This window comes from Aquitalea sp. FJL05 (genome assembly GCF_003852595.1).
GTDB classification, from domain to species: Bacteria; Pseudomonadota; Gammaproteobacteria; order Burkholderiales; family Chromobacteriaceae; genus Aquitalea; species Aquitalea aquatilis.
This window is the reverse complement of the sequence record NZ_QAJS01000005.1, coordinates 227,574-247,855: the sequence shown is the minus strand read 5'-3', so window position 1 is coordinate 247,855 and position 20,282 is coordinate 227,574. Positions and strand designations below refer to the sequence as shown.

Below are 20,282 nucleotides of genomic sequence, written 5' to 3'. Positions count from 1 at the left end.
CCGTGATATACGTACCGGCCGGAATGCCCGCGCCTGTGATATAGGTGCCATTCGCAATCAGCCCAGCGGTGGTACTGGCGGCGGTGAGTTGATTACTTCCGCTAGTTGTAGTGCCGATCAGGCTAATGGGTGCGACGGATGCGGACTTCAGGGCTTTGCGTGCTGCCGGTACCGGGAGCGAAGCTGCGGGTTCTGAGCGCCAACGAAGCCTACGATCCGTTTGAGATAGACATGAACAGCCCTGACGTTGATTTTTCAGTAATCGGTCGTGTTGTCTGGTTTGGGCGTCAGATCTAATGGCTGTTAATTCTTACTAAGCTCATCGCGTTTACTGCTACTTCGGTGCCAAAACGCTGCTAATTTTTTGCCATTTACTCGCAATCGCTGCCAAAAATTTTGCAAGCCGTTTTGGCTGCTATCTTGGCTGAAAAGCCCACAGCATAAGGCTTTCCGCCGGTCGCACCTCTCCGCTCCCTGGTGACAAACTAACTACCACCCCACACTGAACTCGCGATTTGCTAACGTCAAATCGCTCAAACAAAGCAGGCGCTTAACACCTCGCCCCAGCCACCCGTCGGCATGCTTGACGGGGAAAAGGGTGGCACCGGTACGATGGAAAATTTGGGGTAGCGTAAGATACTTCGAGTACTACCAAGGTAGGAAAAGGTTCGGTAGACCGCGATCCCTCAGGGTTACCAAATCGGTTCCAACCCACCGGCATTTGAGCCGATCCCTATAACAGTAAGTACCATCTGTTATTCCCCACAGAAATATGACACTATTGATATAATCAAAAAAACAACACAAAGCCATATTAAATTATCTCTAATATTTTTAATTTTTTTCAATTCTGGATTTGCATTTATTAAATTATCAGTATAGCCAAAATCAAATATTGACCTCCCTTCTTTCTTCAACCCATATCTATATTTTGCATGATAATAGTGTGCCACAACAAGGAAGAGCACCATGAGTACTCTTGATACATTGTAGATCAATGAAGCCATTCAGCTACCTCTGCCATTTATTGATAATATTGTTTTGGGTTGATTAGGGAAACAACCAACCAAAATTCATGACACCTCTTAACTATGATAACTTGCAGAGTGTGCAGGAAAATTTCAATCAGTATTTTTTATACTACTAATGCGGTTTCGAAAATAAATCTATCCTTAGAAATTAACTTATGGTTTGTTGTGCGTAGCGCATGCGGCCTGATTTTTACTGGGCAGTGATTAACTAATCAGAAGGACGCTAATGACATGGATACATTATGATTTTACTATCGCTTCCTTAAACTCTCCTGTCCATATTCCATCAGTGAACTCAGGAAATACTCCGCCACACGCCGCTTACCGGTTTTCACTTCCACTGAAACCTCCATCCCTGGCGAGAGACGACGGCCATTGCCTGGCTTGGGATAGTAGGGTTCGAGAGCAGCTTCGAGCTTGTTCCAGGGCATGACCTTGTCCATTTCGGTCAGGAAGATTTCCCGGCGGGTCTGCTTTTTTTTGGTGGACTGTTCGAGATCAGTGAAGCTCAGCTGCTTGCTCATCGCCATTCCTCGGTGCGGTGGGATGATGAATTTTAACGGTAAGGCAGGGACTTGTTCAGACCTTACCTAGCTGAACCCCTTCACAGCGCCCCATCCTGGGCGCTTTTCTTTTCTGGCCGATTGGTTTTGATTTATATTGCGAATCCGCTCACGCGGATGATGGTTTGCACTTTCCTTCTGGCAAGCGCGATGTTGTGCCAACAATTTAAAAGCCCCGACCTCAGTCGGGGCCTTGCACTGGCGGATGGACTGATGAAAATCAGTGACCCAGTGCCTTGCTCACCGCAGCCAGGCCAGGCTTGCCATCCAGCGTGGTGACACCAGCCAGCCAGGTTTTCAGGATGTCCGGGTTCTTTTTCAGGTAGTCACGCGCCGCAACTTCCGGCTTGACCTTGTCCATGATCGGGCCCATCACACGGTTTTCGATGGTGGTGGTGAAATGCAGGTTATGCAGCAGTTTGCCCACATTCGGACAGCGGGTTTCGTAATCCGGGCTGATGGCGGTGAATACCTTGGCCTCGCCCAGATTGGGGCCGAACACCTCGTCGCCACCGGTCAGGTAGGCCATCTTGTACTTCACGTTCATCGGATGCGGCTCCCAGCCCAGGAACACCACCCACTTTTTCTGGCGGATGGAACGCTCCACCTCGGCCAGCATGCCGGCTTCGCTGGACTCCACCATTTTGAAGCCAGCCAGGCTGAACTGGTTTTTCTTGATCATGCCGTCGATCAGCAGGTTGCCGTCGTTACCCGGCTCGATGCCGTAGATCTTGCCACCCAGCTTGTCCTTGAACTTGGCAATGTCCTTGAAATCCTTCAGACCGCCAGCCGCCACGTAGTCCGGCACCGCCAGGGTGTATTTGGCCCCCACCAGATTGGGGGTATCCAGCACCTTGATCTGGCCGGCCTTGACGAAGGGCTCGATCACCGGGGTCATGGACGGGTTCCAGTAGCCCAGGAACACGTCGATCTGCTTGCTCTTGATACCGGAAAAGGTAATCGGCACCGAGGCAATGGTGGTGGTGGGCTTGTAGCCCAGCCCTTCCAGTACCACGCTGGCCATGCCGGTGGTGGCGGCGATATCGGTCCAGCCCACGTCGGCAAAGCGTACTTTCTGGCATTGCGCCGGATCATTGGCCAGCGCGCTGCCAGCGATGGCCAGCAGGGCTGTGCCCAGCATCATGTTACGAATATTCATTACACCACTCCCGTATAAGTATTTTGATAAACCCAGCGACAGGATTGCCTCGGCGTACAGCATGGACATGCGGCCACGCAGCTTGGGCATGGAACCGACACCTGCCAAGAGTGCCACGCAGGCGCAGCGGGACTTGCGCCAGCACGACCGCCACTTGCATGAATACGCCGTAGAAAAAAAGCCAGCCCTGCAAGGAGTAACAGAGCTGGCTGCGACCACAAGCTGCCGGTTTTGCCGCCCGGCGGCTCAGGCGATGACGGCGGAGTCCACCAGATACTGCTGGCGCTCACGGCTGGGCGGGTAGCCGAACAGACCGCGATAGGATTTGGAAAAGTGCGAGGAGGACAAAAAGCCACAGGCCACGGTGACTTCCATCACGCTCATATTGGTTTGCAGCAACAGTTCTCGCGCGCGGCGCAGGCGCAAATCCAGGTAGTACTGCGCCGGTGTGGTATTGAGATAGCGCTTGAACAGGCGCTCCAGGTGGCGCAAGGACACGCCCAGTTCGTCGGCCAGGTTTTCCAGCGAACGCGGATTTTCGATATTGCTTTCCATCGACAGCGCGGCGTCCACCAGCGTTTCATGGCCGGTGCCAATGCGCGCCAACAGCGGAATATGCTGGCGGTCGCCATTGTCGCGCAGGCGGTCGACGATGAACTGCTCGGACACATCCGCCGCCAGGCTCTTGCCGCCCTTGTGGCGGATCAGGTGACACATGAAATCCAGCGGCGCAGTGCCGCCACTACAGGTAAAGCGATCGCGGTCCAGCACGAACAGATCGGAAGTGAACTTGGTCTTGGGGAATTCCTCGCTGATGGACAGCAGGTTTTCCCAGTGGATGGCACAGCGGTAGCCATTGAGCACCCCGGCCTTGGCCAGGGCGAAGGTGCCGGTACAGATGGCCCCCAGCGGCACACCCTGTGCCGCAAAACGGCGGATGACGGAAACAACCTTGTCGTCCACCGCTTCGCGCACCTGCCAGCCGCCACAGACAATCAGCATGTCGTACTGCTGCGGGGCTTCGGGGGCGGTGATGGGGGAGAGTTCCAGGCCATTGCTGGCGGCTACCGGCTGACCATCGGCCGACAGCAGGCTCCAGCGATACAACTTCTTGCGTGACAGATAATTGGCCATGCGCAGCGGCTCCACAGCATTGGAGAAGGCGATCATGGAAAACCTGTCGAGCAAGAGGAAACCAATATGCGACAACGATGCGATTTGTTGCGGACCCATGGTGACCTCGGCATGTGATGTGTGATGAATGGTTTTTGTGTTGTCATTCCCAGGCCGGACAGGGTCTGCCCGCCGGCCTGTTTGCTGCCACAGGGTCTAGCTGCCCTGCTCGGCGGCGCGCGTGGTGGGCGTGTGGCCGAAACTCTCGGTAATGCGGTCCAGAATGATGGCCAGCAGCACCACCGCCAGCCCGCTTTCAAAACCCAGGCCCACGTCCAGCCGCTGAATACTGGCCAGCACATCGTTACCCAGGCCGCCCGCCCCCACCATGGAGGCAATGATCACCATCGACAGCGCCATCATGATGGTCTGGTTGACCCCGGCCATGATGGAAGGCAGGGCAATGGGCAGCTGCACCTTGAACAACAGCTGCCAGGAAGTACAGCCAAAGGCATGACCGGCTTCCACCTGCTCCTTGTTCACCATGCGGATACCCAGGCTGGTCAGGCGCACGGCGGGCGGCACGGCAAACACCACCGTGGCCAGAATGCCGGGCACGCGTCCCAGGCCAAAGAACATGGCGGCCGGAATCAGGTAAACAAAGGCCGGCATGGTCTGCATGAAGTCCAGCACCGGGCGTACCAGCATGCCCACCAGCTTGTTGCGTGCACACCAGATGCCTACCGGCACCCCCAGCATCAGGCTGACACAGGTGGCGGACAGCGTCAGTGCCAGCGTGGCGATGGTCTGGCCCCAGAAGCCGGTGGCCCAGATCAGCCCCAGCGCGGCACAGACGAACAGGGCGAACTTCCAGCCCAGCCGCCAGAAACCGACCCCGGCAAAAATCGCCCCCATCGCCACCGGCGGAATGCCCAGCAACAGGAATTCCACCATGGTGGCAAACCAGTCGATGGTGTTGCCGATGGCGTCGAAGGCACCGGCGTTGTGGTCCAGCATGAAATGAATGATCTGGTTGACCCAGTCGCCAATCGGCAACATGTCTTGTGTACTGATCTCAGCCATGGCGGCTTGCTCCTCTGGTGCTGCGTACTCGCGGCCCCGGCGCTTGGCACCGTGCCGACGGGCTCTGCCTGTTGTCGGGGGTTCAATGCGTGGCGGTGCTTTGCAGGCGGTGCTGGGAAATCTTGCTCAGTACGCTGCTGGGCGTGATCAGCCCCAGGCACTGGCCCTGATCGTCGCGTACCTGCAAGGGTTCGCTCTGCCCCAGCAACTGCTGCAGTACATCGGGCAGGCTGCAGGACGGCGGCACATGCAGACCAGGCCGGCCGGAGTGCGGCGGATTGGCTACTTCGATCAGGTCCTTGGCTTGCAGATAGCGCGAGGTGTCCACGCTCTTGAAGAAGTTGCGCACATAGTCGTCCGCCGGGTTTTCGATGATTTGCTGCGGCGTGCCCACCTGCACCAGCCGTCCGCCTTCCATGATGGCGATGCGGGTGCCGATGCGCAGGGCTTCTTCCAGATCGTGCGACACAAAGAAGATAGTGCGGCGCTGTTCGCGCTGCAGGTCGAGCAGAATGTCCTGCATTTCCGAGCGCTTGAGCGGGTCCAGCGCCGAGAAAGCCTCATCCATCAGCATCAGCGACGGATTGACCGCCAGTGCCCGCACCAGGCCAACCCGCTGCTGCATGCCGCCGGACAACTCGTGCGGATACTTGTGGGCAAACGGTGCCAGGCCCACTTGCTCCAGCACCTCCATGCCACGCGCTTCGCGGGTTTTGCGGTCTACGCCGGAAATCTCCAGGCCGAAAGCCGCGTTATCCAGTACCGAGCGGTGCGGCATCAGGGCAAAGCTCTGAAACACCATGCTCATGTCGCGCCGGCGCAGCTCCACCATCTGCTTGGGCGTGAGCTTGGTGATGTCCTGCCCGTCCAGAATGATCTGGCCGTCGGTCGGGTCCATCAGGCGGTTGATCAGACGGATCAAGGTAGATTTGCCGGAGCCGGACAGGCCCATCAGCACGAATATCTCGCCCTCTTCCACTGCAAACGACACGTCGTTGACCCCCACGACGCTGCCGGTTTTCTTGAAAATCTCATCCTTGTGCTCGCCGGACTTCAGCATGCGCATGACGTCCGCGGACTTCCCTCCGAATACCTTGTAGAGGTTCTTCACCACTATCTTGGCCGACTGCATTGTCTCTTCTCCTTCGTAGCGATCGCACGCTGGCCCTGCCCTGCCGCCTGCTCCATTCACCGCTGTCCGGGGTAGTGGAATCTTGTGCGACAGGAAGTCATCCATCGTGTCCGGCACGGCAGCGCTGCTGCCGGCCAGTACTGTGGTCTACCCGGATGCGTCGTGCCTTGCTCCGGGCCATCTCATACATGCGTGCCAGGCTGGCCTGGCAGACCGGTGTGCGCTGCAGCGCCCTTATTGCACGCTGCGTCCGGCGCCCCCGGCCTGTCGTCTATTCCCCATGGCCGTCACCCGTGCGGCAGGCGCTGCCGAGAGCGGGCGAAACGCGGCGAGCAGATGCCTGGCACCAGCCAGCAAGGCATCACTGCCGCAGCAGACGATTTCGAAGAATATTTAATGTAAATCAAGGCTCACCTTAGGGAGTTAGTGCTATTCAAAATAACCGCATTCCGACATCAAGCTGTCTTGAAACGACATGAGGTCGAAAAATGACAATTCTTTATCCCCGCTAGCAAAATCAGGCCCTTAGCCGCCCCCGGATGAGCATCAAGCACTACGGATAGCTGTCGTAAAAAAACAGCAACATTGCTTTTCCCGCCACCCATCAGCCAGTGATTTTCACTGCCGCAATGCAGCAAACACCCCGAATTGGCGAACTGACCCGCTAAAAGGTGATTAGCGCTGCTGACAAAACCGCGCAAAGCACCCAGGCCAAGACGCGCCGACGCAGACAGTGCAAGTGCTGCGGCAAGCAGGCACAAGGCAGCAGCAGCATGCTGCCAATGGGTCATAGCAAGAAAAATGCCTGCTATCGGAATGACAGACAGGCATCAAGGGAGCCACACGGCGAACCTGCCGGGGGAGCAGGCCCAGGGGAAATTCAGCGATCCACCACCAGATCGGTCAGCGGCTTGCTGCAGCAAGGCAGGAAAAAGCCCTGATCGACCTCGCGCTGGCGAATGCCGCCTTCGTGCTGCATGTCCACCTTGCCTTCCAGCAGTCTGGTCTTGCAGGTGCCACACACGCCACGGGTGCAGGACGCCGGCAGGCGCATGCCCTTGGCCAGCGCGGCGGCCAGCACGGTCTGTCCTGGTGCCACCGACAAATCGTCACCCATCTTGGCAAAGTGCACATTGAAGCCGCCGCCTTCGCAACTGGCTGATATTTCGTCTACCACGGTGTCCGGCGGCGCGGCACTCAGCTCGGCAAAATTGAAGCTTTCCTCGTGGTAGTGCTGCATGTCGAAGCCGCAGTCCTGCAGCATCTGCCGCACCGACGCCATATACGGTGCAGGGCCGCAGCAGAATACCTGCCGCGCCATCAGGTCAGGCACCATGTGCAGCAGCCGTGCGGCATCCAGCCGGCCGGTAAAGCCCGGCCATTCCGGCTCGCCCTGGCGGTTTTCACAGACAATCGCCTGGCTGAAGGTGGGGTGGCTGCTCGCAAGCTGGGCCAGCTCCTTGCGGAAGATGATGTCGCGTGGCGAGCGGGCACTGTGCACGAACACGATATCCGCGCCGCTGGCCAGATCGGTCAGGGTACGGGTCATGGCCATCAGCGGGGTAATGCCGCTGCCGGCCGACAGAAACAGATAGGGTGAACTGGCATGGCGCACATAGCTGAACTCGCCAGACGGCCCCAGCACATTCAGCTGCATGCCCGGCCGCAGGTTGTCATGCAGCCAGCCAGACACCACGCCGCCGGGAATGCGCTTGACGGTGATGCTGACCCGGTCCGGCCGGGTGGGCGCGGAAGACAGGGTATAGCAGCGGTTGATGTTTTCGCCGTCGATCTCCAGCTCCAGCGTGATGAACTGACCCGGCTGGTAATGAAAGCGGCGCGGCGGATCGGCACGGAACACGAAGGTTTTGACATCGTGAGTTTCTTCCCGCACCTGCACGCACTGCAGCGTGCTGTCTTCGTCGGGATTCCACAGCGGCAGATCGGCCGGCTGCGGATGGTAGTCCGGGCTGCTGGGTATGCTTGCGCTGGTCATGGCGATTCCTTTGCAGACTGGCTGATCGCCCGTTGGCGGGCTGTTGCTATGGTGAATACGGCAGGCCAGGCAGGCCTGCCGCGCTACTGCCTCAATCAGGGTTCATCGCCTGCTGCACCCGCAATCTGCAGCAGCAGAGCTGCAGAGTGTGGGCTTAAGCCTGCTCCAGCCCGGCTTCCAGGCGGCCGACATACCAGCTGGTGAATTTCTCCACCAACTCTTCGGTATAGGGCGAGTACGGGCCAGGACGGTAAGCCGAGCTATTGACGCCCACTTGTGACTCTTCCACCAGATGGCGGTCCTGGCCGTTGGTGGCGTTCCACACGCGGGTCAGGTTGACCACGTCGTAATCCACGCCTTCCACCGCATCCTTGTGCACCAGCCACTTGGTACGTACCAGGGTGGTGTCCGGGCTCAGCGGCAGCACGGTAAAGGTGACGATGTGGTCGGCCATGAAATGGTGCCAGGAGTTGGGTTGGGTCCAGAACGACAGGCCACCGGCATCGGCATCCTGGATATCCCCCAGCAGCTTTTTACAGGCCGAGCCGGTGTCCATGGTCTGCGACTGACCTTTGCGGTCCAGCGGCATGCGCATGGTGCGGAAGCCGGAGACATCGGACAGCTTTTCGATTTCGGCCGACGGCAGGCCACAGGACTCCCAGCGGGCGTGGCTGTCCTGGACGATGTTTTCGTAATTGGCCAGGCCCGCTGCCAGCTCGGCCTTGGGCGCAAAGCCGTAGCTGTAGGCATATAGCGAGATGGTCAGCTCGGGATGGTTGCCAGTGCAGTGGTAGCACTCGCGGTTGTTCTCCATCGTCAGCTTCCAGTTGCCGGCCTCGATGATGTCAATCTGCGCGGCAACCTTGGTGTTTTCGATCTGGTGCGGGGCGATATAAGGGCCCATCTGCTCCAGCATCTGGTCGATGTCGGCCGGCGGCTCGTCGGCCAGACAGACAAATAACAGCCCTTCCAGATTTTTCAGATGCACCGGCTTCAGGCTGTGGTGCGACAGGTCGAAACCTTCCGGCATGTGGTCGGCAAAAATCAGCTTGCCGGCCAGGTTGTAAGTCCACTGGTGATAGGGGCAGACCAGATTGCCCACCGAGCCTTTTTCATCGGCACACAGACGTGAACCGCGATGGCGGCAGACATTGTGGAAAGCCTTGATCTGCATGTCGTCGTCACGCAGGATCAGGATGGGTTCCTTGCCGATTTCCACGGTGACATAGTCGCCCGGCTCGGGGATTTCCGCCGCCACCGCCACGTAGATCCAGTGGCGCTGGAAGATGTATTTGAGGTCGGCCTCGAACACTTCCTGCGAATTGTAAAACGGCGCTTCCAGGCTGTGGCCCGGCTGGCGGCGGGCGACCAGCTCGCGCAGTTTGTGCACCGGCTGGAAGGTAATGGCGCTCTGTTGCATTTCACTCATCTCCAAACAAGTCTTGGTTTGCATCCTGCGAGCCGGTGGGTGGGGTGCTGGTCGGATGCTGCGTGGTTGTTGTCAGAAATCGACGAGCTGATGTTGCCTGAGGTAATCCAGCACAACTTGCGCTTTCTCGACAGAATCACCCTGTTTTACGACTATCCCGGCAGACTTGCCCTCGCCCCCGGCAATGGCTCCCTGCATGCGGGCATGGCCACTGAGCTTGCTGGCGGCCACCAGCGCCCGCGCGCGGCGGGCCGGCTCCAGCACCACCGGGGCCAAAGCCACGCCCGTGGCGGCTTTGCGGCGAATCTTGCCCTGCTGCAGCCTGGCATAACTCCAGCCCGGCGCAGTGGCGGCGCGCGGGTTGACGCTGGCGACCAAGGGCAGGCTGGCCTGCAAGGTGCGCCGCACCCCCTTGGGCAGGGCCTGCACGGCCTGCCATTGCGCGTCGGATTTCGACAAGGCCAGTACATCCGGCAGCAAGGCCCGGCCCAGTTGCTCGGCCAACTGATAGGGCAGCAGGCCGGAGCCATCGCCGCCGCCTGCACGGGCACCACACAGCACGATGGCGTAATCCTGCAAGGCCTCGGCCAAGGCGGTCAGTACCTCGCGGTCCGCCGCCAGTGCCAGGGTGTGGATATGCGTGGCACCCCGCGCCAGATAGTCGGCCAGCGCGGCATCGTCGGCAGCGCCGGCGTACCAGACATCAACTTGATCAGAAATGCGCTGCGCCAGTGCCAGTGCAGCCAGATCCGCCTCGCCGGCACAGGGGCGACCGCTGACCGGGTGTACGGCGGGGGCAACCAGGACGGCTATTTTCATTGCTGTTTCTCCTTAAAGCCGAAATCTGCTGCGCTTCAGTGATACCGCGTTAAAAACGCCTGCGGAATGCTCATTTACGCTCATGTAAACTCCGCTTCCTCATGCGTTTTCGCCTTGTCTCACTCTAGCTCGCTAGATTTGCCTCAGACTAAATTACGCTCGCGCCGCACCAGTGCATCGAATGCCGTGATGAAGGACTGGCAGTCGTCGATGATGCTGAGGTCGGCACGCTTGATCATGGGCGCGGCGGCATCCAGGTTCACTGCGATCACATGGCGGCAGGACTTGATGCCCTGCAGATGCTGCACCGCGCCGGAAATGCCCAGTGCGATATAGGCGCTGGCCTGCACCGTCTTGCCGGTCGCCCCCACCTGCTTGTCGCGACTGAAGCGGCCATCGTCCACGGCCACCCGCGAGGCGGCCACCGCCGCCCCCATGGCTTCGGCCAGCGCCAGGAAAGCCGGCACATCGCGCACACCATTGCCGGCGGAGATAATCAGGTCGGCCTCTTCCAGCGCCAGCGCAGAGGCCGGGCTGGCAGCGCTGCCCAGGTCCTGCACCGGTTCGCTGATGGCAGGCAAGGCAGCGGTTTCCAGCCGCCCGCCCTTGCCGACAAACGGCAGTTTGGCCTCGGCCACACCACGCGCCAGCAGCAATACCTGGCCGCGTTCACGCAGGCTGAAGCCGGCACCGGGCTGGCGGCGGCGCACGCCATCGGTGGCGATTTCCACCACATCAGTCACCACCGACAGCCGCGCCCGGCAGGCAAAACGGCGGCCTAGGTCGGCATCTTCGCCACGGTCGGCAAATAGCACGGTGTGCGGGGCTTCTTGCTGCATGAGCAGCTGCAACTGCGCCAGTTTCTGTTCCGGCGCGTAGCCGGGGTCGGCCACGGTCAGTGCCCGGTCCAGCGCCAGTTCGGCCAGCCCTTCCGGTGCGGCGTCTTCCATGCCATACAGCAAGGCCAGCACTTCGCCGTCCTTGCCCGCCAGGATGGCGGCAGCAGCAATCGCCTCGCGGGCGGCATCGTCCAGCTGGCCGCGTTCGGCATGCGCCACCACCAGCAGGCGCTGGCTGAATGGCCCGCCGCTACGCAATGGTTTGTGGGCCGGGCCATGGGCCAGCAGCGCGGCATCGCGGCTGCCGCTGTCGTCGCCCAGCACGATGCGCTTGAGGCCGCTGGGCCCCAGCACCCACGGGCGGCGCGGGTCCACGCGCGGGATGGCCTGGGTAGAAAAATCCATCACATTCTCCTTGTAAGGATGGTCGAACCGGGCGGTGCAGCAGCACCCTGCCCCGGCTCGCCTCAGGCCAGTCGCTCGGCCACCAGCTCGGCCAGTTCAATCACCTCCGCCCGCTCGCCTACCACACCTTCCAGCATGGCCGTGCAATTGGGACAGGCCACCGCCACCCGGCCAGTGCCGGTTTCGCGGATGTCGTCCATGCGCATGTCGGGAATGCGGCGCTGGCCGGGGATGTCGGTAAAGGCCGCACCACCGCCCCAGCCGCAGCAGCGGGCATCGCGGCCGGAACGTGGCATCTCCACCACCTTGATGCCGATGCCCTTCAGCACATTGCGCGGTGCGTTGTAGCCATCGTTGTAACGGCCCAGATAGCAGGGATCGTGGAAAGTCAGTGGCGGCAACGGTGTGGCATCGGCTTTCAGCGGAATGGCGCGGCGGGCCAGCAAGTGCTCCAGCAGCTTGCTGTGGTGCCATACCTCGAACTGGCCGCCCAGCGCCGGATATTCATTGGCCAGGCAATGGAATACGTGTGGGTCCGGGGTGACGATGTGCTCAAAGCGGTATTGCCGCAGCGTGGCGATATTGGCCTGCGCCAGGCGCTGGAAGCCGGCTTCGTCACCCAGACGCCGTGCCACGTCGCCGCAGTCGCGCTCGGCTTCGCCCAGTACGGCTACGTTCACCCCGGCGGCTTTCAGTACTTTCACCAGGGCGCGCAGCGCACGCTGGTAGCGCATGTCGAAGGCCCCCTCACCGGCCAAGAGCAGCCAGTCGCTGTGTTCGCCGGGCTGCAATACCGGCAGGTCCAGATCAATCGCCCAGTGGTAACGCACCGCCAGCGGGTAGCCGCCCACGGTGTCGGTATTGCGCAGATTGGCCAGCGCCTCGCTGCCCTTCCCCGGCACTTCGCCACGGCTAAGAGTGACGTGACGGCGCAGGTTGACCACGGTGTCCACGTGCTCGATCAGCATCGGGCAGTTTTCCACGCAGGCGCGGCAGGTGGTGCAGGACCACAGTGTCTCCGCCGCCAGCACGCTGCCGACGATGTCCTCACCCGGCTTCACCAGCACCGCCGCCTCGCGCCCCGGATGGGGGTTGCCGGCATAGGCCGGGTCGGTGCCACGGCTTTGCGCCGCCACCATGTCCTGGATCAGCTTTTTCGGGTTGAGCGGCTGACCGGCGGCATAGGCCGGACAGGCGGCCTCGCACTTGCCGCACTGCACACAGGCGTCGAAGGACAGCAGGCGGTTCCAGGCGAAGTCCTCCACCTTGGCCACGCCCAGCTCGCCTGCGGCAAGATTCAGCGGCTTGAGGTCGGAGGATTTACCGGCAAAACGTTCGGCACGCGGGTGAAAGGCGAGATGCAGCAGACCGGCCACCGCATGCTTCATCGGCCAACCCAGGCCGATGCCCAGCGCCAGCTCGGCCCCGCCCAGCACCAGCATCAGCAGGGCCACCACCGCTATCAGCTGACCGGCCATGCCCAGCTGCGGGCCGGCAAACAGCAGACCGGCAGCCAGCAAGCTACCCAGAGCAAACAGGCGCAGGCGGGCGGGCAGCACTTGCCAACGGCCTTGCGACAGGCGCGGCGGGGCTTGCAGGCGACGGGCCTGCATCATGCGCGCGCCCAGCAGCATCACCGCCGCCATCAGCACCAGCAGCACATCCAGCCAGCCCTGGTACAGCATCAGGCCGTAGTTGAGTGCCGACAGCAGCAGGATGGCCACGCCGCCACCGGCAGCGGCCACGTGGGCGCGCGCCACGGCGGGCTCACGCGCCACCACATGGTGGATATCGACAAAATAGCGCTTGGGCATGGCCAGGAGGCCAAGCCAGGACACGCTGGCGCTGCGCCCCTGCTGCCACAGGCTGGCGCGTCTGGCCAGGCCCCCCAGCAGCAGGAGTGCACCCAGCCAGAACAGTCCGGTCAGGGCATGGGCAAGGGAGAAGCTCATGTCAGAAATCCTTCACCAGACGCAGGGCGTCGTAGATGGCACCGTGGATGTTGTGCATGGAAATGCAGTCGCCCACCCGGAACAACAGGAACTCGCCCGCCGCCAGCGGCTCTGCCAGACAGGGCTGCGGCTGCGAGGCAAACAGGGTGTGGACATCGGTCTGGCCCTGGTTCTTCGACTGCTCTTTCATGTCCCAGTACAGGCTGTCATTGGGCAGGATGCCGTTTTCGATCACCACCTGATCCACCGCCCGTTCTTCCAGCGCCTCGGTGTATTCATTGCGCAGCACGGCGATTTTCTTGTCGCCCTCGGCATACACCTTGTCCAGCCAGAAATTGGGGGTGGGGATGATGCCCTGCGCGTACAGCCGGCGGTAGAAAATCGGGAAAGTGGTACCGCCGGTGTCGTCGCCCACTTTTACGTCCGGGGTGACGATTTCCACCGTGCTGCCACGGCTGGACAGGAAGTCGGCCACGCCAAAACCAGCCTGGGTGCTGACCGCGTCATACACCAGCACGTTCTTGCCCGGCTCTACCTTGCCGGACAGGATGTCCCAGCTGCTGACCGCCACGCCTTCGTCCACGCCCCACTCCGGCACCTGGCTGGTATAGGGAATACCGCCGGTGGCCAGTACCACGATGTCGGGTTTCTCCGCCAGGATCATCGCCTGATCGGCGGCCACACCCAAACGGCGGTCCACGCCCAGACGCTGGGTTTCCATGTCCAGCCAGCGCACGATGCCGGCCATCTGTTCGCGCTGCGGTGCCTTGGCGGCCAGCACGATCTGTCCGCCTACTTGCGGTTGCTTCTCGAACAGCACCACCTCGTGACCACGCTCGCGCGCCACGCGGGCGGCTTCCAGCCCGGCCGGTCCAGCACCGACCACCACCACCTTGCGCAGCTTGTCCGCCTTGGTGATGTCGTGCGGCATGGTGGCTTCGCGGCTGGTGGCGGCATTCTGGATGCACAGCACGTCCTGGCCGTGATACTGGCGGTCGATGCAGTAGTTGGCCCCCACGCACTGGCGGATCTGGTCTTCCTTGCCATCGCGGATCTTGATCACCAGATGCGGGTCAGCCATATGGGCGCGGGTCATGCCCACCATGTCCACCATGCCGCTGGCCAGAATGCGCTCGGCCTGTACCGGGTCGCGAATGCTTTGCGCGTGCATCACCGGCACCTTGGATACCGACTTGATGCCGGCAGCCAGATGCACGAAGGGCTCCGGCGGCAAGGCCATCGGCGGCATGCAGTTGGCCAGGGTGTTGTGGGTATCGGCACCGGAACCCACCACCGACAGGTAGTCGATCAGCCCGGTTTCCGACATCGCCGCCGCAATGTCTTTCAACATGTCGTGGCTGAGGCCGTCTTCGTGGAATTCGTCACCGCACATGCGCAAGCCAACACAGAAATCCGGCCCTACTTCGGCGCGCACGGCATTCAGCACTTCCACGCCAAAGCGCAGGCGGTTTTCAAAGCTGCCGCCCCATTCGTCGGTACGGAAGTTGGTGCGCGGGCTCCAGAACTGGTCGATCAGATGCTGGTGGGCGGCGGAGATTTCGATGCCATCCATGCCGGCCGCCTTCACCCGGCGCGCAGCCTGGGCGAAATCGGCGATGATGCGGCGGATTTCATGTGTCTCGATGGTCTTGGCATTACCGCGATGCACCGGTTCGCGAATGCCGGACGGGCTGACCAGATGCGGCCAGTGTTCGCCGTAATAGCTGGAACGGCGGCCCATGTGGGTGGCCTGGATCATGATCTTGGCACCGTGGCGGTGCATGGCCTCGCTCAGCCGCGCCAACGGGTCGATGACGGCATCGGTGGCCAGGTTCACCGATTTCCACCAGCTTTGCGGGCTGTCGATGGACACCGGGCTGGAGCCGCCACAAATGGCGAGCCCCAGGCCGCCCTTGGCCTTTTCTTCGTAATAGCGGATATAGCGGTCGCCGGGCAGACCGCCCGGCTCGGCATACACCTCGGCATGCGCGGTGCTCACCACGCGGTTGCGCAGCGTCAGTTTATTCAGGGTAATGGGCGCAAACAGGTGCGGATAGCGCATGGGGCGACTCCCGGCTTACAAGGGGTGAACGGTAAAGATGCAGTAATCGGCACCCAGGCCGGCACACTGGCTTTCGCGGCTGACCGTGCGGTAGTCATGGCCCAGGTTTTCGCCCACCCAGTCCATGGCACCGGCAAACCAGCCGGCAAACAGGTAGCAGGCCATGTGTTCGCTCTGCGGCGCACCGGCCACGCCCTGCGCCAGCACGAAACAGGAGTGGTCCAGGCGAATGCTGGCATTGCCGGTGGCGGCATCCGCTTCGATAAAGCTGAACAAGCCCCAGCCGCGCTGCGACAGGCGCGACAGGTAGTGTTCGAACACCGCCATGCCGGTCAGGCCATGGGTTTGCGCCTCGCTGCCACACCAGAAATGGGCAGAACGGTAGCCGGCTTCATACAGCGAATCGGCATAGACCCGGCGGCCCAGCGCGGCCTCGATGGCCAGGTGGTTGTTGATGAAGAAATGACGCGGCACATACAGCATGGGCAGGCCATTGGTGCTCCACACGCCGGAATCCGGATCGACATCGATGGGAAGTTGAGGTTGCATGCCACTCTCCTGAGCAAGATGGGCGACTTTGTCCGCCATTGCCCAGCATGGTGCAGCAGGCCCAGCACCGGCGGTGCAGCGGGCACGACAGGTATTTGCCCCATACCGACCAGCCGGTCGCTCCCGGACAAGCCACGACCGTAGCCACCGCCTGCAAGTGCCAGGCCAGCCCTGCCAAATGGCTGGTGCCGCCATCCTGAGCGGTCTGGCGACTGCACTGAGCCGGCGTCAGCGCCGCACGCCCACTGAACTGGCGCGCTGGCAGCGCCGGCCCAAGCCCTGCAAATTCGGCCAGTCCAAGCTGGTTATCAATCCGTGCATATTCAACGGTCATGAACCAGCCCGGCCTGGCCGGCTCTTTGCCCACCCCTACTACCTGGTCCAGCCCATGCATACCATTACCGACGACGGCACCCGCTTGTTCATCAGCAGGATAGGCGACCGTGACGGCCCGCCGCTCATCCTGTCGCACGGCACTTTTTCCAATCAGCGCAGTTGTACCCCGCTGGCCCGTCATCTGGCAGCACGCGGCTGGCAGTGCTGGCTGTTTGACTGGCGCGGCCACGGCAGCAGCGCCATGCCACGTCACCCCTACAATTTTGAAACGATTGCCGGGCAAGACGTTGTCGCCATCCTGCGGGCAGTAGAGGAAGAATGCGGCGCGCAACGGCCATTCTGGCTGGGGCATTCCGGCGGCGGGCTGATTGCCAGCCTGTGGCTGGCGCGCCAGGGGGCAGACTGCAAGCGGCTGGCCGGGCTGCTCTTGCTGGCGACACAGTGCAGCAGCACGAAGCGGCCATGGTGGCCGCAATGGCAGATACGGCTGATGTCCATGCTGCTGCCCTTGCGGCAACAGATATCACCGCGCTGGGCCACGGTGGCCAGCGAGGCAGAAAGCAGCCTGTTGTTGCGGCAATGGTGCCGCTGGAATCTGCGGGGTGAAATACGCAGTGCTGATGGCTTCGACTATCTGGCCGCACTGGGACAACAAAGCCTGCCGGTGCTGGCGCTGGCTGGGGGTGGGGATCGCTTCATTTCGCCTGCTGACGGTTGCCGGCAGTTGCTGGAAAGCTTTGCCAGCCAGGATCAGCGCTTTGTGCTGTGCGACCTCGCGCACGGCTTTCTGGAAGACTACAGCCACGACCGGCTGTTGCTCTCCAAGAATGCCAAAACCGAAATCTGGCCCTTGCTGGCCAACTGGCTGGAACAGCGCGCAGCGCTGTCCCGTGCGCCAGAGCAGCTGGCACCGCATGGCCATGGCGGTGAACATTTCACCCAGCCTGGCAGCCAGTTGCTCACCAATTTCGACAGCGGCTAGCCGGCAGCGCCGGCTGTCCGCCATCAACGCAGTATCAATGCGTCCACTCGTTTACCTTGGCCGGATTGGCCTTGACCCAGCCATCGGCGGCGGCTGCCGGCTTGGCACCGTTTTCCACATCCAGCATCACCTTGCCGATCTCCTCCGGCTTCCAGCGGAATTTCTTCAGGAAGGCCACCACTTCCGGGGCCTTGGTGCCCAGGCCGGGGTGGATCACGCTGTCGACATGCTCGGCGTCGCCATAGACTTTCTGCGGGTCATCCAGGAAGCGCAGCTTCCATTTGGCAAACATCCAGTGCGGAATCCAGCCGGTGACGGCAATCGACTTCTTGCTATTGATGGAGCGGGCCAGTTCGGCGGCCATGCCAGTACCGGAGCTGGGCAGCAGGGTGTAGTCCAGCTGGTATTTCTTGATGGCTTCTTCGGTTTTCTTCATCACGCCGGCACCGGCATCGATGCCGACAATACGGCCCTGAAATGCCGCCTTGTTGGCATTGAGGTCGGCAATGGAATGGGCGGCGACATAATCCGGCACGATCAGGCCGATCTTGGCCCCCGGATAGTTCACTGCCACATCCACCACCTTATCCTTGAACTGGGTGTAATAGGCCTCGTGCGTGGTGGGCAGCCAGGCGGACAGGGTGGCGTCCAGATCACCCCGTGCCACGCCCTGCCACATGATGCCGGCGGCCACCGGCACGATTTCCACCGGGTAACCCAGCTTGTTGCGGATGATGTTGGCAGCCACATTGGTGGTGGCCACGCTATCGGACCAGCCTTCCACGTAACCGATCTTGATGGTGGGCTTGTCGGCCGCCTGACTACAGACGGGCAATACCAGGCTGGTCAGCAGCAGGGCAAGAAAATGGCGTTTCAGCATTGCGTTCTCCACAGATAGAAAGGATGAATCAAGGATGAACTGCACAGGGCTGCCGCAGCCGATGGCCGCATGGCGGGCTCCTGTTGTTGCGACTGCATGCCCGGTATGTTTGCGACCAGGGTTCTTGTGATGGCGTGCTGATGCGGTGCGGCAAGGGGAGGCCGGCGGACGAAAAAAAGCGGGGCCTTGCGACCCCGCTCAAGCTCTAACGCCCCCAGACATCCGCAAATACCCGCAGCCAGTTTTCACCCAGCACCTTGCGGATCTTGCCTTCGGACCAGCCGGCTTTTTCCATGGCGGCGGTCAGATTGGGCGTTTCGCCTATGGTGCGGATGCCTTCCGGATTAAGAATGGTGCCAAAGTTGGTCAGACGGCGATGACGGCCCTTGTCGTGGGTGATCCAGTCGAAGAAGCCCTTGTCGTAGCCCTGGGTGAAGTCGGTGCCGTAGCCCACGCAGTCTTCACCCACCAGATTGATGATGTAATCCATGGCTTCGACATAGTCGTCCACCGTGGCCTCGATGCCGCGCTTGAGGAAGGGCGGGAACATGGTGACGCCGATGAAGCCGCCGTGATCGGCAATGAAGCGCAGTTCTTCATCGCTCTTGTTGCGCGGGTGCTCTTTCAGGCCGGACGGCAGGCAATGCGAGTAGCACACCGGTTTTTTCGATTCCAGAATGGCCTCGCGCGAGGTGTTGCCGCCGACATGCGACAGGTCGACCATGATGCCCACCCGGTTCATCTCGGCAATCACTTCGCGGCCAAAGCCGGACAGCCCGCCATCGCGCTCGTAGCAGCCGGTGCCCACCAGGTTTTGCGTGTTGTAGCACAGCTGCACCACGCGCACGCCCATGTCGGCAAAGGCTTCGATATAACCCAGGTTGTCCTCAAAGGCGTGGGCATTCTGGAAACCCAGGATGATGCCGGTCTTGCCCTCGGCCTTGGCACGACGCACATCGTCGGTGGTCCGCACCAGGGTAAGGATGTCGCTGTAATCGCGAATCTGCTTTTTCATCTCGGCGATATTGCCCACCGTGTCCTGGAAACCTTCCCAGACCGACACGGTACAGTTGGCCGCCGACAGGCCGCCACGGCGCATGTCGTCGAACACCTCGCGGCTCCATTTGGCAATGATCAGCCCGTCAATCACCAGCGCGTCCTGATGTAGCGTTGTCATACACATACTCCCCAACAGCAATGGTTGAACCAGTTGCGGTGCCGGACCACCCGGCGCGCCGCCAGTAAAGGGTGACCAGCAGCCGTCGGCAAGGACGACCGCTGGCCTGGGCTCAGGCCAGAATCAGGCTGGGCCGGGGCGTGGCCAACTGGGCAAACAGCGGATGCTCGCCCCGGGCTTCCAGCTGACACACGGCAAAGCCGTAAGGCTGGGCGGCGCGGCGCAGCAAGCGCCACACGTAGTCGGCAAAGCTGCGGCGGAACAGCACAAACACGCCGTCGTCATCCAGCCGCAGTATCTGCACGGTGGCCTTGCCCAGCACGGTGCTGACCATATGCCCCAGCGGGATGGATTCGAAGTCATACACCCCCAGGTGGCGCAGCACGGTGATGTGCTCGCCCCCCCCCAGCCAGGCCAGGGTCAGGCCGCCGCTGGAGTCCACCGTCTGGGCAAACAGCTGTTGCGCGGCAAAGCCGGCATCCAGCTGCGCAGTCCAGTCGGCCAGGCGCTGACGGTGGCTGACCAGCAGCCATTCGTCCGGCGAGGTCCACAGCAGCACGCCTTGCGGGCCCTGGCTGATGGCACCGGCCCGCAAGGGCAGCGCCAGGCCGGTGACTTGCTGCACCAGTTGGGCAAAGCCGGCCTCGGCGGTATCGCCACGCAGCACGGCATAGCCCAGGTGCGGCAGTTCGTTACACCAGATGCGGCCATCGGCACGGCGCGGTTGCGCCTCGGCAGCCAGCTTGAAGTGTTGGAGCGGCGACTCCATGAATGG

The 20,282-nt window shown here is 61.5% G+C and carries 18 protein-coding genes; 1 reads left to right on the top strand and 17 read right to left on the bottom strand.

Translation table 11 applies throughout. The features are described 5' to 3' along the window. Positions 1-755: 755 nt before the first annotated feature. The 14 genes from DBR44_RS04575 to DBR44_RS04510 form a co-directional block, all read right to left on the bottom strand. Positions 756-1,007 carry a hypothetical protein gene (locus DBR44_RS04575; protein WP_124642480.1) on the bottom strand — a complete coding sequence of 84 codons (252 nt, stop codon included), beginning with the start codon at positions 1,005-1,007 and terminating at the stop codon, positions 756-758. 275 nt (positions 1,008-1,282) lie between these two features. Continuing rightward, positions 1,283-1,555, bottom strand: a complete 273-nt coding sequence (locus tag DBR44_RS04570; RefSeq protein WP_124642478.1) for a hypothetical protein — start codon at positions 1,553-1,555, stop codon at positions 1,283-1,285. A gap of 259 nt (positions 1,556-1,814) precedes the next feature. Continuing rightward, a complete protein-coding gene (locus tag DBR44_RS04565) occupies positions 1,815-2,753 on the bottom strand; it encodes a choline ABC transporter substrate-binding protein (RefSeq protein WP_124642476.1) in 939 nt (312 codons plus the stop codon). A 246-nt stretch (positions 2,754-2,999) separates the two neighbouring features. Beyond that, complete coding sequence (locus DBR44_RS04560; RefSeq protein ID WP_124642474.1) at positions 3,000-3,986, bottom strand: GlxA family transcriptional regulator; 987 nt, start codon at positions 3,984-3,986, stop codon at positions 3,000-3,002. Between the two features lie 96 nt (positions 3,987-4,082). Then, positions 4,083-4,949 carry a proline/glycine betaine ABC transporter permease gene (locus DBR44_RS04555; RefSeq protein WP_199730970.1) on the bottom strand — a complete coding sequence of 289 codons (867 nt, stop codon included), beginning with the start codon at positions 4,947-4,949 and terminating at the stop codon, positions 4,083-4,085. Positions 4,950-5,031: 82 nt separating this feature from the next. Next, positions 5,032-6,081, bottom strand: coding sequence for a glycine betaine/L-proline ABC transporter ATP-binding protein (locus DBR44_RS04550; RefSeq protein ID WP_124642472.1), 1,050 nt, complete (start codon positions 6,079-6,081; stop codon positions 5,032-5,034). Between the two features lie 455 nt (positions 6,082-6,536). Continuing rightward, the gene (locus tag DBR44_RS04545; RefSeq protein WP_124642470.1) at positions 6,537-6,872 is read right to left on the bottom strand and encodes a hypothetical protein; all 336 of its coding nucleotides are present in this window, start codon (positions 6,870-6,872) and stop codon (positions 6,537-6,539) included. An 89-nt stretch (positions 6,873-6,961) separates the two neighbouring features. Then, complete coding sequence (locus tag DBR44_RS04540; protein ID WP_124642468.1) at positions 6,962-8,077, bottom strand: hybrid-cluster NAD(P)-dependent oxidoreductase; 1,116 nt, start codon at positions 8,075-8,077, stop codon at positions 6,962-6,964. A 154-nt stretch (positions 8,078-8,231) separates the two neighbouring features. Beyond that, positions 8,232-9,506 (bottom strand): SRPBCC family protein, encoded by a 1,275-nt coding sequence (locus tag DBR44_RS04535; protein WP_233578361.1) that lies wholly within the window; start codon positions 9,504-9,506, stop codon positions 8,232-8,234. Positions 9,507-9,578: 72 nt separating this feature from the next. After that, positions 9,579-10,325: an electron transfer flavoprotein subunit beta gene (locus tag DBR44_RS04530; protein WP_124642463.1), complete on the bottom strand. Its 747-nt coding sequence runs from the start codon at positions 10,323-10,325 to the stop codon at positions 9,579-9,581. Between the two features lie 143 nt (positions 10,326-10,468). Then, on the bottom strand, positions 10,469-11,569 hold the full coding sequence (locus DBR44_RS04525) for an FAD-binding protein (protein ID WP_124642461.1): 1,101 nt from the start codon (positions 11,567-11,569) through the stop codon (positions 10,469-10,471). Positions 11,570-11,631: 62 nt separating this feature from the next. After that, the gene (locus tag DBR44_RS04520; RefSeq protein ID WP_124642459.1) at positions 11,632-13,521 is read right to left on the bottom strand and encodes a DUF3483 domain-containing protein; all 1,890 of its coding nucleotides are present in this window, start codon (positions 13,519-13,521) and stop codon (positions 11,632-11,634) included. A 1-nt stretch (position 13,522) separates the two neighbouring features. Continuing rightward, complete coding sequence (locus DBR44_RS04515; RefSeq protein ID WP_124642457.1) at positions 13,523-15,583, bottom strand: NADH:flavin oxidoreductase; 2,061 nt, start codon at positions 15,581-15,583, stop codon at positions 13,523-13,525. 15 nt (positions 15,584-15,598) lie between these two features. After that, entirely contained in the window at positions 15,599-16,132 is a 534-nt protein-coding gene (locus DBR44_RS04510) for a DUF5943 domain-containing protein (protein WP_124642455.1), read from the bottom strand. Positions 16,133-16,310: 178 nt separating this feature from the next. Here DBR44_RS04510 and DBR44_RS04505 point away from each other — a divergent pair, with 178 nt between their 5' ends. After that, positions 16,311-17,450 carry an alpha/beta fold hydrolase gene (locus DBR44_RS04505; protein ID WP_124642453.1) on the top strand — a complete coding sequence of 380 codons (1,140 nt, stop codon included), beginning with the start codon at positions 16,311-16,313 and terminating at the stop codon, positions 17,448-17,450. Positions 17,451-17,484: 34 nt separating this feature from the next. Here DBR44_RS04505 and DBR44_RS04500 read toward each other — a convergent pair whose 3' ends face one another. From DBR44_RS04500 to DBR44_RS04490, 3 genes are all read right to left on the bottom strand, one after another. Beyond that, on the bottom strand, positions 17,485-18,330 hold the full coding sequence (locus tag DBR44_RS04500) for a glycine betaine ABC transporter substrate-binding protein (protein WP_124642450.1): 846 nt from the start codon (positions 18,328-18,330) through the stop codon (positions 17,485-17,487). 205 nt (positions 18,331-18,535) lie between these two features. Next, the gene (locus DBR44_RS04495; RefSeq protein WP_370449624.1) at positions 18,536-19,513 is read right to left on the bottom strand and encodes a dipeptidase; all 978 of its coding nucleotides are present in this window, start codon (positions 19,511-19,513) and stop codon (positions 18,536-18,538) included. Positions 19,514-19,619: 106 nt separating this feature from the next. Then, positions 19,620-20,276, bottom strand: a complete 657-nt coding sequence (locus tag DBR44_RS04490; RefSeq protein WP_233578360.1) for a sarcosine oxidase subunit gamma — start codon at positions 20,274-20,276, stop codon at positions 19,620-19,622. Positions 20,277-20,282: the final 6 nt, after the last annotated feature.

Coding starts and splice junctions, on each gene's coding strand:
- DBR44_RS04565 (WP_124642476.1), bottom strand. CDS start 2,753: ATGAATATTCGTAACATGATGCTGGGCACAGCCCTGCTGGCCATCGCT.
- DBR44_RS04545 (WP_124642470.1), bottom strand. CDS start 6,872: ATGACCCATTGGCAGCATGCTGCTGCTGCCTTGTGCCTGCTTGCCGCA.
- DBR44_RS04535 (WP_233578361.1), bottom strand. CDS start 9,506: ATGAGTGAAATGCAACAGAGCGCCATTACCTTCCAGCCGGTGCACAAA.
- DBR44_RS04540 (WP_124642468.1), bottom strand. CDS start 8,077: ATGACCAGCGCAAGCATACCCAGCAGCCCGGACTACCATCCGCAGCCG.
- DBR44_RS04570 (WP_124642478.1), bottom strand. CDS start 1,555: ATGAGCAAGCAGCTGAGCTTCACTGATCTCGAACAGTCCACCAAAAAA.
- DBR44_RS04510 (WP_124642455.1), bottom strand. CDS start 16,132: ATGCAACCTCAACTTCCCATCGATGTCGATCCGGATTCCGGCGTGTGG.
- DBR44_RS04495 (WP_370449624.1), bottom strand. CDS start 19,513: ATGTGTATGACAACGCTACATCAGGACGCGCTGGTGATTGACGGGCTG.
- DBR44_RS04505 (WP_124642453.1), top strand. CDS start 16,311: ATGGCTGGTGCCGCCATCCTGAGCGGTCTGGCGACTGCACTGAGCCGG.
- DBR44_RS04520 (WP_124642459.1), bottom strand. CDS start 13,521: ATGAGCTTCTCCCTTGCCCATGCCCTGACCGGACTGTTCTGGCTGGGT.
- DBR44_RS04525 (WP_124642461.1), bottom strand. CDS start 11,569: ATGGATTTTTCTACCCAGGCCATCCCGCGCGTGGACCCGCGCCGCCCG.
- DBR44_RS04490 (WP_233578360.1), bottom strand. CDS start 20,276: ATGGAGTCGCCGCTCCAACACTTCAAGCTGGCTGCCGAGGCGCAACCG.
- DBR44_RS04555 (WP_199730970.1), bottom strand. CDS start 4,949: ATGGCTGAGATCAGTACACAAGACATGTTGCCGATTGGCGACTGGGTC.
- DBR44_RS04500 (WP_124642450.1), bottom strand. CDS start 18,330: ATGCTGAAACGCCATTTTCTTGCCCTGCTGCTGACCAGCCTGGTATTG.
- DBR44_RS04515 (WP_124642457.1), bottom strand. CDS start 15,583: ATGCGCTATCCGCACCTGTTTGCGCCCATTACCCTGAATAAACTGACG.
- DBR44_RS04530 (WP_124642463.1), bottom strand. CDS start 10,325: ATGAAAATAGCCGTCCTGGTTGCCCCCGCCGTACACCCGGTCAGCGGT.
- DBR44_RS04560 (WP_124642474.1), bottom strand. CDS start 3,986: ATGGGTCCGCAACAAATCGCATCGTTGTCGCATATTGGTTTCCTCTTG.
- DBR44_RS04550 (WP_124642472.1), bottom strand. CDS start 6,081: ATGCAGTCGGCCAAGATAGTGGTGAAGAACCTCTACAAGGTATTCGGA.
- DBR44_RS04575 (WP_124642480.1), bottom strand. CDS start 1,007: ATGGCTTCATTGATCTACAATGTATCAAGAGTACTCATGGTGCTCTTC.